This window comes from Ensifer sp. GW823-FHT05D09, assembly GCF_058795755.1.
Window position 1 is genome coordinate 333257 of record NZ_JBXAIA010000006.1, and the last position, 14770, is coordinate 348026.

The following is a 14770-nucleotide window of genomic DNA, read 5'->3' on the forward strand; positions in this document are numbered from 1 at the left end:
AACTCAAAGTCCCGTTTCGATCGCCACGGCGTGGCCGGTCGCCGCCGCCTTGACGACGGCAAGCCCGGTTGCCAGCGACCAGACACCGTCCTCGCCGGTTGCCGACGGCTGGCCGTTGCCTTCGATGGCGGCATGGAAGGCGGCGAGCGCCGTCTCATAGAGATTGGCCGGATCGAGCGGCAGCAGGCTTTCGCCCTCGGCGTTGCGCAAGGTGACGGTGCCGACCGGCTTCTGCGTCATGACATTGCGGCCGATCAGCGAGCCCTCCGTGCCATGCACCTCGAACCCGGTTTCGGCAAATTTGGTGGTGAAGGCGTCGTGGAACTGGGCGATCACGCCGGAACGGAAGCGCAGGACGCCCATGACGCCGTCTTCCAGCCCCGCCTTGCCCATGCCGGCACAATGGCTGATGGCGACGGCTTCGGCCGGATCGTCGTTGAGCACGAAGCGCAGGGTATCGGCATCGTGCACGGTGATGTCGAGGATGACGCCGCCGCCGGCCTCGGGCCGCTCCAGCCGCCAGCCTTGCAGATGCGGCGGCAGATAGACGGCATGAAAGACCCTTGCGGCAATCGGCCGGCCAATCCGGCCTTCGGCGATAGCATCCCGCATCGCCCGGTGGGCGGCGGCGTTGCGCAGGTGATGATTGGTGGCCAGCACCACGCTGGCTTCGCGCGCAGCGACCACCATGTCGCGCGCATCCTCAAGCGTCATCGCCAGGGGCTTTTCGCACAGCACATGCTTGCCTGCGCGGATGGCCGCTAGCGTCTGCTCGCGGTGCAGCTCGTTGGTGGTCGAGACATAGACGGCCTTCACATCGGGATCACCAACCAGGTCCTCGACCGACGTCACCGACTTACCGATGCTGTTTTCCGTGGCATAGAGAGCACCGCGCTCGGCGCTGGTGCTCATCACGGAGATAACCTCGCCACCCGTCGCGCGGATTGCGCCGATCACCCATTCGCGCGCGATCGTGCTTGCGCCGATCAGACCCCACCCTGTCATGACAATGCCTCCCTCGTTTTGCGCTCGATCGCAGCACCGCAACTCTGGCGAACGACGAGACGCACCGAACCGATGATCGATTCTGCCTCTGCCCTTCCCGCATTGATCTGCTTCAGCAGCAATTCCGCCGCCCGCTGCCCCATGCCCTGCGGATCGACCGACACGGTCGTCAGCGCCGGCACCGCGGTCTTCGCCTCGATCACGTCGTCGAAACCGATCACGGCAAAGTCGGCGCCCGGCTCCAGCCGCCGCGCCCGCAGTCCGTCACAGACGCCGAAGGCGACCGCGTCGTTGAAACAAAGCGCGGCCGTCGGCCTGTCGGAAAGCATCATCGCCTGTTCGATCGCCGTCACGCCGCCGGCGCGCGATGGCGCCGAACCGATGACCAGTCCGTCGGCCGCATCGAGCCCGGCCTCAAGCAAGGCTTCGCGGTATCCGCGCATGCGCGCCTCGAACACTGCGGTATCGGGAAAGCCTCCAAGGAAGGCGATGCGGCGATGACCGCGCTCGATCAGGTGGCGCACGGCCGCCATGGCGCCGGCATGATTGTCGGACGTGAGTGACGAAACGCCGGCATCGGCGATATCGCGAACGACGAGCACGACGGGAATGCCGCTCTCGACCAGCGGCGCCAGATCGGCCGCCTCGGTGCCACGCGCCGGCGAAATGATCAGCCCGGAAACCCCATGCTCGCGCATCGAGGCCACCACCTCGCGCTGGCGCTCGATCTTTTCGCTGGTATTGGCGAGAAACTGGACGAAACCGGCCGACTGCACGACGGTATCGACGCCCACCGCCAGCTCGGCAAAGAAGCTGTTGGTCAGGTCGTTGACGACGATGCCGATGATCTTCGACTTGGATTGGCGCAAATTGGCGGCGCTGCGATTGTAGACATAGCCAAGCTCACGAATGGTCGCATTGACCTTGGCGCGCGTGACTTCATTGACCAGCGAGCTGCCCTGCAGGACGAGCGACACGGTCGACTTCGACACGCCGGCTGCGCGGGCAATATCGACCACCGTTACCCGTTCCTTGATCACAGCATCCTCCCAAACGTGCCCTATTTTTCACATTCATAATTGGAACGTTCCAAATTCGTCAAGAGGAATTTGCTTTTGGCGCGATGTTATCGACGAAGACTGACAAGGGAAGCAGGGACATCCGCGACATTATCCGTAATCTTCGAATGCCGGAATTTAAGATAACATTGCCTATTTCCAACGACTTATCGTGACGTTAGGGCCACTCTCACTGATCGATGACCACGCTTCGCGAGACGACGGCGAGAAATGCTGCTTGAAATTTGGAACGATCTAAATTATTCGAATGCAACGGTCCGAGGAGGAGACGAAAGCCGATGACAAGCCTGACGTTGCCACGCCAAGATGGTTCACTCGAGCAATACCGGCTGACGGGCACCCCGATCGAGCGACCCCACGCGACGCCGACCTTCAACCGCATCGCCTATGCGGCTGCCCACGTGGTTTCGGATCCGCTTCGCGATGCCGATCCCTGGGGCAACGCCGCCATCGACTGGGAGCAGACGATGGCCTTCCGCCATCATCTCTGGGGTCTGGGCTTCAAGATCGCCGAAGCGATGGACACGGCCCAGCGCGGCATGGGCCTGGCCTGGCCTGGCGCGCAGCAACTGATCCGCCGTTCGCTCGCAGAAGCCCGAACCGTGCCGGGGGCCGATCTTGCCTGCGGCGCCGGCACCGATCACCTTTCACCGGCCGATGCCCGTTCGCTCGACGATGTGATTGCCGCCTATGAGGAACAGATCGGCTTCGTCGAGGGTGAGGGCGGCCGCGCCATCATGATGGCAAGCCGCGCGCTTGCCCGCGTCGCCCGCTCGCCCGACGACTATCGTCACGTCTATGGCCATATCCTGCGCCAGACGAAGGGCAAGGTGGTGCTGCACTGGCTCGGCGACATGTTCGATCCACAGCTTGGGGGTTACTGGGGAGCCGACGATTTCGATGCGGCGCTCGATGCCGTGCTGTCGATCATCGATGCCAACCGAGACAAGGTCGAAGGCATCAAGATCTCGCTGCTCCACAACGCGAAAGAAGTCGTGCTCCGCAACCGGCTGCCGGAAGGCGTGCTTTGCTTCACCGGTGACGATTTCAACTATGCGGAACTGATCGAGGGCGACGGGGAAAAATACAGCCACGCGCTTCTCGGCATATTCGATGCGGTGGCACCTTCGGCCTCCAAGGCGCTCGCGGCCCTGGCCAAGGGCGATGTGGCCACCTTCCGCGGCGTGATCGAGCCGACGGTGACACTGTCGCGCAAGATCTTCGAGGCTCCGACACAATACTACAAGGCCGGCGTCGTCTTCCTCGCCTGGCTGAACGGCCACCAGAGCCATTTCACCATGCCGGCAGGCATGCAGTCGGCCCGTGGCCTGCTTCACTATGCCGACATCTTCCGGCTTGCCGACCAGGCCAATGTGCTCGACCGGCCGGACCTTGCCGTAAAGCGGATGGAGAGCTTTCTCGCGACCCTTGGCGTAGAGCAGGCCGGCTGAAAGCGAAAACGGCGCCCGCGAGGGCGTCGTCCGTAACCGGGGCAGGGACCTCGGCGAATTGCCTCAGAACGTCGCCGTCAGGCTCATCCAGAAACGGCGCCCCTCCATCACCGTGTTGAAGTCGGTCTGCTCAACCGTCTTGTCGAGAAGGTTGTAGACAGCCGCATTCAGCGTCAGACCTTCGCCGAGCGCATATTTCGTGCCGATATCGACGGTGGTGTAGGCGTCGTATTTCCGACCCTGCTGGCCGTTGATCGTCACCGGCTTGCCGTTGGTGCCGATGCGCGCGCCGGCGGCGATCTCCTCGCCATGATAATTGACCGAGGTCCAGGCTTCCAGACCCTCGACCGGGGTGAACCAGTCAGCCCTGAAATTGGCCATATGCTCCGGCGTACGGGCCAGCGGGAAGCCGGCATAGGTTCCGGTCATCTGTTCCGACAGCGTGTGGGTGTAGCTGCCGCGAAGCGTCAGATCCGCCGTCGCGTTCCAGGTCGCCGTCAGTTCGACACCCTGAATGACGGCATCGTCGATATTGTAGTTGTACCAGAGCCGGTAGTTCGGGTCCTCGCTCCAGCGCACCGGATTGCCCGCGGCATCGAGCACCAGCGAGTTGGAGATCTTGTCCTTGAAGTCGGTGTAGAAATAGGTGCCGCCGAGGATAACGTCGCCATTATCCCAGACCGCACCTATTTCATAACTCGTGCTCGACTCGGCCTTCAGGTTCGGGTCGGCGATGATCACGCCGCAGGTGCCGGCCGGCCCATAGGAGCAACCGCCGCCGCCGGTCGTGTAGGCATAGCCCGGAGCGATGCTGCGGATATCAGGCGCGCGGAAGCCGGTGGAGATGCCGCCCTTGACCGTCAGGCTGTCGGTCGCGTCCCAGACACCGTAAAGTCGCGGGCTGAGGTGGTAGCCATATTCCTCGTGGTGGTCGAGGCGCAAGCCGCCCGTCAGCGCGAAATTGTCGAGCATGCGCCATTCGTCTTCGGCAAACAGCGCCCACTGTGTCGCCGAGAATTTTTCGGTGAGACCGGTGCGCCGTCCGGGGTTCTGGTCTGACAGACGCGCCTCGAAATACTGCCCGCCGGTGACAAGCGTGTGGCCGCCGCCGAGGTCGAAGGGCGTCGTGAACTTGCCGTCGATGACGGTGTTGCGAACCTCGGGCGCGCGCGGTTGCTTGTCGAAGCGGCCTTGCGTCGCATTGTAGTTGTAGTTCCGCCGCTCTGCCCATTCCTGCAGGATCGAGAAATCGGACGTGGTCGGTCCCCAGCGCCCGGTGTGGGAAAGCGACCAGTGATCGCGATCATTGTCGTTGTAGGTGCTGACGGCCCTTGGACCTGTCTCGATCGTGTTGCCGACATTGGCGTCGCGCCGAAGCCTTGCCGTGCCTCCCTCAAGGTAGAAGTCGTGGTCCTCGTTCGGCGTATAGGCAAGCCGTGCCGTCAGGTCGTGCTCGCGGGCGCCGGTGATGCCGGACAGGAACGTGTCCTCGCCGCGCTTCAGCCCGCGCCCCCAGATCTGCATGCCGAGCGTATCCTTCAGGATCGGGCCGTTGGCATAGAACGACAGCTGGCCGGAATTGCCGTAGCGCGCATGCTGCTGCATCGTCGCATCCGTGGTGATCGAGCCATTCCAGGTGTCGGAGACCTTGCGGGTGATGATGTTGATGACACCGCCCATGGCATCGGAGCCATAGAGCGACGACATGGGTCCGCGCACGATTTCGATGCGCTCGATCGCGGCCGCCGGCGGCACGAAGCTTTGTTCGAAACCGGAGTTGCCGTTGGTGCGGGCGTCGCGCGTGCTCTGACGCTTACCGTCGACGAGAATCAGCGTGTAGGACCCCGGCAGGCCGCGAATGAAGATATCGCGCTCATTGGCAACGCCGGTCACCGCAACGCCCTGAGCATCGCGCAGCGCATCGGTCAGGTCGCGGAACGAGCCTTTTTCCAGCTCTTCGCCGGTGACCACGGTGATGCTCGCCGGGGCATCCTTGACGTTCTGCTCGAAGCCCGTCGCAGTGACGACGATCTGTTCGAGCTCCGTGTCTTTCCCCTTGTCCTTGGCTTTCTGCGCCTGCGCTTCCATCGGCACCGTCAGCGCCGTGCCGGCAAGGCAGGCGTAGACAAAGCGCCGACGACGACCCGACGACCGTTGAGCGGACTTGCGCCAAACCGGTAACGCGAATGTGTGTCGCTCGATGCCTTTTTCCGCCAGGCCGCGTGCCTCAATGCTCATCTCTGTCCCCACAAATAACTTGAGTATTGCAGTCCACTTAGTTATTGGCGACATGGGTGACAACGACGCTGTTTTAGAACGCTTCTAAATATGAACGGGCGCAAAACACCGGCTTCGAATATGCCCGACTCATGTTTGAGGGAACGAACAGTGATGAAGGCTCAAGCGCAGACGTCTTTACCCTCGCACGAACGGCAGACCGATATGAGCAGGCTGCGCCTGCTACTGGCGCTCGATGCGCTGTTGCGGGAAAACAGCGTCAGCCGTGCCGCCGCTGGCGTCGGATTGCAGCCCTCCGCAATGAGCCGGCTGCTGTCCCAGTTGCGCGAAGAGTATGGCGATCCGCTTTTCCTGCGCACAGGACACGGGCTGCGACCAACGCCTTTTGCTGAAACGCTGAGACTGCGGGTGCGCGCCCTTGCCGCAGAGACGGAGGCGCTTTTCGAACGAGCAGGCCCGGCCACAGCGGCCAGCCCTGAGGACCATAGCGGCTGGGAGGGGGCAGGGCTGATCGCAGCGCCGCCGCTCTCAGTTCGACCAAGCCTGATGCTGGACGGCGAGCCGACACCCGAAGCCTTTGCCGCCAAGCTGGCGCGGATCGGCGACGATGCTGCCCCTCAACGCCGACTCGCCCGCAGCATCGCGACCATCGGCACCGGTGCCGGCCGCAGCCGTCCGCTGAGCGAAGCGGAAGCGGAAGATGCCTTGGCAATCATCCTTGCCGGAGAGGCGGATCCTGTTCAGGTCGGCGCCCTGATGGCGGCGCTGCAATATCGCGGCGCGACCGCCGTAGAGATCGCCGGCTTCGTCAGGGCGATCCGCCGCCATGTCGGCGCGGTTTCGGCCGGCAAGGGCACGGCTGACCTCGACTGGCCGTGTTATCTCTCGCCGAAGCTGAAGACCGCACCTTGGTTCCTGCACGCAGCAAGGCTGGTGGCAAGCGCCGGCTACCGCGTCATGCTGCACGGCCATTATGGTCAGGAGGGCGCAGAGCGCGGCAAACTCGAAATCGCCGCCACCCGCGCCGGCATAGCCGTTTGCTCCTCGCTCGATGAGGCCAACATGGCGCTGGAAGAAACCGGGATCGCCTATCTTCCGCTACCGGCACTTTCACCGCAGATCTACCGCCTGCTCGGCCTCTATGGGCTGATGGAAATGCGCATCCCGCTTGGTTCCGCCGTGCACCTCACCAACCCCACAGGCGCGCGCACGTGCCTGCTTGGGGTTGCCAATTCCGCAGCCCGAACCCTGAGCCGCGACATTGCGCTTCTGCTCGACGTGAAGGAACTGACGATCCTCGGCAATACGCGTGACCATGCGGAGTTTACGCCCTATCGCCAGACACCATTGTTTCGCCTGGTCGGGGGCGAGGCCGCCGATCTCGTCATTCCGGCCCTGCCGACGCCACCGGCGGAAGCGCGCACTGGCCTCAGCACCCGCGAATACTGGGAAGCGGTCTGGACGGGAGCGGCCCGCGACGAACGCGCCGAGACGACGATCGTCACCACGGCAGCGGCAGCCCTTCTCAGCCTCGGCAATGCCGCGGACTTCGAAGCAGCCTGCGAGACAGCGCGGGCGCTTTGGGCGGGCCGATCGCGCCAAATGGCGCGATAAACCCGCCGCCGCGCCTCAGGCCGCCAGACCCTTCTTGGCGAGCATCGCATCCGGGCTCGGCAGCTTGCCGCGGAACCGCTTGTAGGCGTCTTCCGGATCGATCGAGCCGCCGACCGAATAGACGTAGTCCTTGAGTTTTTTGGCCATGCCGGGGTCGAAGGGATTGCCAGTTTCTTCGAAGGCGGCAAACGCATCCGCATCCAGGACTTCCGACCACATGTAGGAGTAATAGCCGGCAGAATAGCCGTCACCGGAGAACACATGCAGAAAATGCGGGCTGCGGTGGCGCATGACGATAGATTGGGGCATGCCGATCTTGTCGAGCGTTGCTGCCTCGAGCGCCATCGGCTCGCCCTGCGTTTCCGCCGTGTGATAGGCCATGTCGACCAGGGCGGACGAGGTGAACTCGACCGTCGCGAAACCCGAGTTGAACGTACGTGCGGCAAGCACCTTGTCGAGCAGCGCCTCCGGCATCGGCTCGCCCGTCTGGTAATGCACCGCATAGCGCTTGAGGATATCGGGCACCGTCAGCCAATGTTCGTAGAGCTGCGACGGCAGTTCGACGAAATCGCGCGAGACGCCCGTGCCGGACACCGAGGGGTACGTGACGTTGGATAGCATGCCATGCAAAGCATGCCCGAATTCGTGGAAGAGGGTGCGCGCGTCGTCGAGCGACAGCAGTGCGGGCTTGCCCTCGGCGGGCTTGGCGAAGTTGCAGACGTTGTAGATGATTGGCAGCTCGCCGACGGCACCGTTCTTGAGGGTCAACTTGTGCTGCGACTGGAACGAGCTCATCCAGGCGCCGGACCGCTTCGACGACCGTGCGAAATAGTCACCGAGGAACAGCGCCACCAGCTTTCCGCCGGCATAGCGGATCTCGAAAACGCGCACGTCAGGATGATAGCCGGCAATGCCCTTCTTCTCGGTCGCAGTGATACCGAACAGCCGTTGGGCTACATCGAAGCAGGCGTCGATGATCTTTTCGAGCTGCAGATAGGGCTTCAGTTCGCCTTCCGAGAAGTTGAATTTTTCGGCGCGCAGCTTTTCGGCATAGTGGCGCCAGTCCCACGGCATGACGTCATGATTGCGCCCTTCTGCAGCGACCAGCTTGGCAAGATCGGCCTCTTCCTCGCGGGCGCGGGCAACCGCCTTTTCCCAGACCTGCATCAACAGGCCGTTCACGGCTGAAGGTGTCTTGGCCATGGTGTTGTCGAGCTTCAGCGCCGCGTAGTTGTCGTAACCGAGCAGCTTGGCCTTCTCGGCCCTGAGCGCCAGGGTTTCGCCGATGAGGCCACGATTGTCGGTTTCGCCGCCATTTTCGCCGCGGGCGATCCAGGCGCGGAACGCCTGTTCGCGAAGCTCGCGATTGTCGGAAAAGGTCAGGAACGGTTCGATGATCGAGCGCGACAGCGTCACCGCATATTTGCCATTTTCGCCACGGTCAGCGGCGGCGGCGGCCATCGCGTCGCGCAAGAAATCGGGAACGCCGGCCAGGTCCTCGTCGCTCTGAAGCAAGAGCGCCCAGCTCTTCTCGTCGGCGAGCACGTTCTGGCCGAACTTGGCACCGAGGCCAGCGAGCGTCTCGTTGATCGCAGCCAACCGCTCCTGCTCGTCCTTGCCGAGCTTCGCGCCGGATTTGACGAACCCCTTCCAGTGCCGCTCCAGCACTCGCGTCGCCTCCAGATCGAGACCGAGGCCTTCGCGGTTTTCCCAGAGCGTGTCGATCCGCTTGAACAGCGCGGCATTCATGCCGATCTTGGAATAATGCCGCGACATTTTCGGCGCGATGTCACGCTCCAACGCCTGGATGGTTTCGTTGGTGTCAGCACCGGCCTTGTTCCAGAAGATCGAGGAGATGCGCGACAGCTCGTCCCCGGCAATCTCGAGCGCGATCACGGTGTTGTCGAAGGTCGGCGCCGCAGGATTTCCCGCAATTTCGTCGATCTCAACCTCATGCGCCTTGAAGGCCGCCTCGAAGGCCGGCGCAAAATCCGTGTCCTTCACCAGATCGAAGCGAGGCAGGCCCTCATGCCCGGTCCAGGTCGTCAGGGCAGGATTGAGCGGGGTGCTGGCGGTCATGAAGGATCCTTTCGCATGCGGATGCCGGCCCAAGGCCGGGGAGGGAAGCGCCCGGAAGCCGCAGGGCATCTCGGGCGGAAGAGCTTGAGGTGGTCGCTAACGTCCCTGCCGTCAAGGCTTGGGCGTCAAGGCATTGACGTCAAGGCTTGCGCAAACCGAGAAGACCGGGGGCGGCATGCCACACGGCCTGGACGGCAAAACCGATGAACAACAGGCCCGATAGCCGGACGATCGCCAGCTCATGGCGGCGATAGAAGCGCCGCACCACCGAAGCGCCGATGATGACGATCAGGATCAGGTCGGCGACAAGAAAGCCGATGAGCGAGACGCCGAGCAGCATCGGCAGCGCGTCGAACTCCAGTGCGTTGGCGGAGCCGGCGAGCAAGGCAGTGAAGGTGGCGAGCGCCACCGGATAGCCCTTGGGATTGGTCAGGCCGAAGATCAGCCCGCGCCGCAGCGGCTTCTCCACCGTGACCAGCGCCCTGTTGTCGCCTTTCGGCCGGGCACGCAGGGCGGTCCAGCCGATCCAGCCGAGATAAAGGCCGCAGAAGAGACCGAGAATATCGAAGACCGTCGTGCCGACGGAACGGGCGCCGATGATCGCAACCAGCGCCAGCGCCGACCAGAGGATATCGCCGGCGAGATGGCCCCCCATGAACAGCGCGCCTGCCTTGCGGCCCTGGCCGGCGCCGATGCCGAGCAAGGCGAGAAAGGCTGGCCCGGGAATGAGCGTATAGGAAAGGGCGGCGAGAAAGGCACCGATCAGCAGCGTCTCGGACATGGCAAGTCCCCGGTTGTTTCACCGGCCATTCGATCCCCCGCCAGCGATTCCGTCAAGCGGAAAGGCGAGGCGTTGGCGAATGTCGAAACGAAAATGCGCTTCGACCGCAGAGTGGTCGCGCGAAGAAACAATGTTAGCGATGGAGCGCATCGTTCCGGCGATTGCCGAAGATGAGGGCATTGATGCTGGCGCCGAGAAGCGCGGTGATCTCACGAGTGAAAGTGCGCATGGTCCGGGTCCTTCCGGGTGTTCGGGCGTTGGCGGCTTCAGGCCGCGGATGTGAGAATTCCATCCTTTCGGGTTGCGCGCTGTTTCTCCGGGAACGGGCATCGGACCGGGACGGTGACGCACAATTCTTTCGTTACGATCATTTCCCTCGATACGAAGTTGCGCTAAGACGCGCGCGAGTTTTCCCCGCGAGAAGGACTTTCCATGACAGTGCGCAATCTCTTCCTTCTGCCCGGCGACGGCATCGGCCCGGAAGCCATGGCGGAAGTCCGCAAAATCATTGCCTACATGAACGCCGAGCTCGGCGCCGGCTTCGTCACGGACGAAGGCCTTGTGGGCGGCTCGGCCTATGATGCCCATGGCCAGGCGATTTCGGAAGGGGACATGGCAAAGGCGCTTGCCGCCGACGCCGTGCTGTTCGGCGCCGTCGGCGGTCCGAAGTGGGATGCCGTCCCCTACGAAGTCCGTCCGGAAGCCGGCCTTCTGCGCCTGCGCAAGGACCTGCAGCTGTTTGCCAACCTGCGTCCGGCGATCTGCTACCCCGCTCTTTCGGCCGCATCGTCGCTGAAGCCGGAACTGGTCGAGGGCCTCGACATCCTGATCGTGCGCGAGCTGACCGGCGGCGTCTATTTCGGCGAGCCGAAAGAAATCATCGATCTCGGCAACGGCCAGAAGCGTGGCATCGACACCCAGGTCTACGATACCTACGAGATCGAGCGCATCGCCGGTGTTGCCTTCGAACTGGCGCGCACCCGCAACAACCGCGTTTGCTCGATGGAAAAGCGCAACGTCATGAAGTCGGGCGTGTTGTGGAACCAGGTGGTGACCGAGACGCATAAGGCGAAGTATTCCGACGTTCAGCTCGAGCACATGCTGGCGGATGCCGGCGGCATGCAGCTGGTGCGCCAGCCCAAGCAGTTCGACGTCATCGTCACCGACAATCTGTTCGGCGACATGCTCTCGGACGTGGCGGCGATGCTGACCGGTTCGCTCGGCATGCTGCCTTCGGCATCGCTCGGTGCACCGGATGCGGTGACCGGCAAGCGCAAGGCGCTTTATGAGCCGGTACACGGCTCGGCACCCGACATTGCCGGCAAGGGCATAGCCAACCCGATCGCCATGATCGCGTCCTTTGCCATGTGCCTGCGCTATTCCTTCAACCTTACGAAGGAAGCCGACAATCTGGAAAAGGCGATCGCCACCGTGCTCGACAAGGGCATTCGCACCGGCGACATCATGGCCGAAGGCGCACGCCAGGTCGGAACGGTCGAGATGGGCGAAGCCATCCTTACGGAGTTCAAGGCACTGTCGGCCTGACCTGCGAAGAGCGCGCGCCCGGCGGGCGGCGCATTTTTTAAGGCACCTCCGGAGCGATCCGGAGGTGTTTTGCGTTCGGTGACCTTGAATTTGGCGGCCGAACCGACACATGCAGGCAAATCCGCCGCGAGCCATGGGTGGGAAGAAGGACCGCGCCACATTTGCGCATGCAGACCGTTTGGGAAGGCAATGATGAATCGACCGCTCGCATCAACCGGATGGATCCTCGTGACGACGCTGATCCTCGTGCTTGCTTTCATCCCGCTCGATCCGTTTCTCTCGACGCGGGCGCAGGCCCTGCCTGAGAGCGTCGTCGCCTTCAACCGCCTGATCACCGACTTCGGCACGTTCGGCTGGATGATCTACCTCTCCGGCCTGGTGCTTGCAGTCGCCTTCATTCTGCGGCGTGCGGTTCGCAAGGCACCGCTTCAACGCAGGGCCCGCACCGTGCGCAACCTTGCCGCCTATTTCTTCCTGACAATCGGCACCGCCAGCGTGCTGGTGCATGCGCTGAAGTTCCTGATCGGGCGGGCAAGGCCGGAGCTTCTGGTCGATCTCGGCGCCTATAGCTTGACGCCTTTTACCGGCGACAATCTGTTCGAGAGCTTTCCATCGGGCCATTCGACGGCAGCCGGCGCCTTTTTTGGCGTCTTTGCCATGCTGCTGCCGAGACTTCGGCCGTTCTTTTTCGCTCTAGCGCTGGTGATTGGCGTTTCACGCGTCATCGTCGGCGCGCACTATCCGAGCGACGTCGCCGCCGGGCTGTTGCTCGGCCTCTGGACGTCGCTGATGGTGGCGTTTCTCTTTGCCAAACGCGGCTGGCTTTTCCACGCCGATGAGGGCGGCTGGCCCATCCCCAAACGCTCGGGCTCCCGCTCATAAAAAAAGCCGGCGCGAAAAGACCGCGCCGGAGTCAGGAGAGCCGTGATGCCTCTCGGGGAAGTCTTCGGAGCGTTTCCGGCTCAGACCTGAGTCTCAGAAACGCTCCGTCTCTTGCTTGTCACGCATTTCCTGGCGAAGAACCGCTTCGCCCTTGTTCTGGAAATGCTTCAGTCCATCGCGTGAATGTCGCGATCTTTGGTTTCCGGCAAGAACAGCATGCCGATAACAAAGGTGATGCCCGCAAAGATGATCGGGTACCAGAGACCGTAGTAGATATCGCCCTGGGCCGCGCTCATTGCGAAGGCCGTCGCCGGCAGCAGACCGCCGAACCAGCCGTTGCCGATATGGTAGGGCAGGGACATGCCGGTGTAGCGGATGCGGGTCGGGAACATCTCGACGAGCAGGGCGGCGATCGGGCCATAGACCATCGTCACGTAGATGACGAGAACGGTCAGGACCGCGACGATCTTCGTCCAGTTGACGTTGGCGGGATCTGCCACCATCGCAAAGGTACCGCCGCCGGCAATCGTGTAGACGGCCATCTCGGTAGCGGTGCCGACTTCGTCCTTCGTCAGCAGTTTGTCGGTGACGAGCTTGTCGGCCGGAACCACGGTCTTTTCGCCACCGCGAACGGCAGCAGCATCGAGAGCCAGTTCCGGGTTGGCGGCAACGAAGCCGTCCAGCTTGGATTCCGGAACCTTTGCCGCACCACGAACCAGCGGGTAACCGGCATCGTGAAGCGCCATGTTGGTCTGCTTTTCGAAGGCGCCGTTGGCAGCCTTGGCACCGTCGCCTGCGGCAACAGCGTCGTAGCTGTTGATCGTCGTTTCGCCGATCTTGACCGTTGCCGGTGTACCGGCAGCTGCCGTCGTGACCACGTCATAGGGCACGGAGTTCTTGGTAAGGAACGCGGTTGCGATGTCGCACGAGGTCGTGAACTTCGCCGTGCCGGTCGGGTTGAACTGGAACTTGCAGTCGCCAGGTGCGGCGGTCACGGTCGCCCGTACCGTTGCCTGGGCCTCTGCGAGTGCCGGGTTGCCGGCCCAGGTCAGCGCCTTGAACAGCGGGAAGTAGGTCAGCATGGCAAGCAGCAGGCCGGCCATGATGATCGGCTTGCGGCCGATCTTGTCGGAGAGCCAGCCGAAGAACACGAAGAAGCCGGTACCGAGCAGCAGCGAAATAGCGACCATGATGTTGGCCGATTGACCGTCCACCTTGAGCACGCCCGTCAGGAAGAACAGGGCGTAGAACTGGCCGGAGTACCAGACAACCGCCTGGCCGACCACGGCGCCGAACAGAGCCAGAAGCGCGATCTTGGCGTTCTTCCACTGGCCGAAGGCTTCCTTCAGCGGAGCCTTTGAACCCTTGCCCTCTTCCTTCATCTTCTTGAAGGCCGGGGATTCGTTCATCTTCAGGCGGATCCAGACGGAAATGCCGAGAAGCACGCACGACAGCAGGAACGGAATGCGCCAGCCCCAGGCGGCAAAGGCTTCCTTGCCGAGAGCGAACTGCACGAGCAGGATCACCACCAGCGACAGGAACAGACCGAGCGTCGCCGTGGTCTGGATCCAGGAGGTGAAGTAGCCGCGACGCCCGTGCGGCGCGTGCTCGGCCACGTAGGTGGCAGCACCGCCATACTCACCGCCGAGCGCCAGGCCCTGCAGCATGCGCAGGACGATGAGCAGGATCGGTGCAGCGATGCCGATCTGGGCAGCGCCGGGCAGGATGCCGACCAGGAAGGTCGACAGACCCATGATCAGGATCGTCACGAGGAAGGTGTATTTGCGGCCGACGAGGTCACCGAGGCGACCGAAGACCAGAGCGCCGAACGGGCGAACCAGGAAGCCCGCGGCAAACGCCAGAAGCGCGAAGATGTTTCGCGTCGTTTCCGGATAGGAACTGAAGAAGGTCGCGCCGATGTAAACGGCAAGCGAACCGTAGAGATAGAAATCGTACCATTCGAACACGGTACCAAGCGACGAGGCGAAGATGACCTTCTTCTCCTCGCCGGTCATCGGACGCGTCTTTGCGTCGTCCGCAGTCGCGACATTTGCCATTTTGTTTATCCTCCACTCCAAAACAGCCCATTGGAGCGC

At 62.9% G+C, this 14770-nt stretch carries 10 protein-coding genes; 4 read left to right on the forward strand and 6 right to left on the reverse strand.

From position 1 onward, the window contains the following. Window positions 1–3: 3 nt before the first annotated feature. Window positions 4–1005, reverse strand: coding sequence for a Gfo/Idh/MocA family protein (locus AC1Q80_RS19305; protein ID WP_209790368.1), 1002 nt, complete (start codon window positions 1003–1005; stop codon window positions 4–6). Beyond that, window positions 1002–2045, reverse strand: a complete 1044-nt coding sequence (locus AC1Q80_RS19310; protein ID WP_492361475.1) for a LacI family DNA-binding transcriptional regulator — start codon at window positions 2043–2045, stop codon at window positions 1002–1004. Before AC1Q80_RS19310 ends, AC1Q80_RS19305 begins: the two co-directional genes overlap by 4 nt. A gap of 317 nt (window positions 2046–2362) precedes the next feature. On the opposite strand from AC1Q80_RS19310, the gene AC1Q80_RS19315 reads away from it, so the two are divergent. Continuing rightward, a complete protein-coding gene (locus AC1Q80_RS19315) occupies window positions 2363–3535 on the forward strand; it encodes a dihydrodipicolinate synthase family protein (protein ID WP_492361476.1) in 1173 nt (390 codons plus the stop codon). Window positions 3536–3598: 63 nt separating this feature from the next. On the opposite strand, the gene AC1Q80_RS19320 is transcribed toward AC1Q80_RS19315, so the two are convergent. Continuing rightward, window positions 3599–5623, reverse strand: coding sequence for a TonB-dependent receptor domain-containing protein (locus AC1Q80_RS19320; protein ID WP_492361516.1), 2025 nt, complete (start codon window positions 5621–5623; stop codon window positions 3599–3601). A 354-nt stretch (window positions 5624–5977) separates the two neighbouring features. Between AC1Q80_RS19320 and AC1Q80_RS19325 the strand changes: the two genes are divergently transcribed. Continuing rightward, a complete protein-coding gene (locus AC1Q80_RS19325; protein ID WP_492361477.1) occupies window positions 5978–7387 on the forward strand; it encodes a glycosyl transferase family protein in 1410 nt (469 codons plus the stop codon). A gap of 15 nt (window positions 7388–7402) precedes the next feature. Here AC1Q80_RS19325 and AC1Q80_RS19330 read toward each other — a convergent pair whose 3' ends face one another. Then, entirely contained in the window at window positions 7403–9466 is a 2064-nt protein-coding gene (locus tag AC1Q80_RS19330; protein ID WP_492361478.1) for a M3 family metallopeptidase, read from the reverse strand. Between the two features lie 139 nt (window positions 9467–9605). After that, the gene (locus AC1Q80_RS19335) at window positions 9606–10247 is read right to left on the reverse strand and encodes a LysE family translocator (protein ID WP_173418427.1); all 642 of its coding nucleotides are present in this window, start codon (window positions 10245–10247) and stop codon (window positions 9606–9608) included. A 432-nt stretch (window positions 10248–10679) separates the two neighbouring features. On the opposite strand from AC1Q80_RS19335, the gene leuB reads away from it, so the two are divergent. After that, on the forward strand, window positions 10680–11792 hold the full coding sequence (gene leuB, locus AC1Q80_RS19340) for a 3-isopropylmalate dehydrogenase (RefSeq protein ID WP_173418428.1): 1113 nt from the start codon (window positions 10680–10682) through the stop codon (window positions 11790–11792). 192 nt (window positions 11793–11984) lie between these two features. Further along, window positions 11985–12674, forward strand: coding sequence for a phosphatase PAP2 family protein (locus tag AC1Q80_RS19345; RefSeq protein ID WP_492361517.1), 690 nt, complete (start codon window positions 11985–11987; stop codon window positions 12672–12674). 167 nt (window positions 12675–12841) lie between these two features. Here the strand turns inward: AC1Q80_RS19345 and AC1Q80_RS19350 are convergent, their stop codons facing one another. After that, complete coding sequence (locus AC1Q80_RS19350; protein ID WP_209790362.1) at window positions 12842–14731, reverse strand: MFS transporter; 1890 nt, start codon at window positions 14729–14731, stop codon at window positions 12842–12844. Between the last annotated feature and the right edge of the window lie 39 nt (window positions 14732–14770).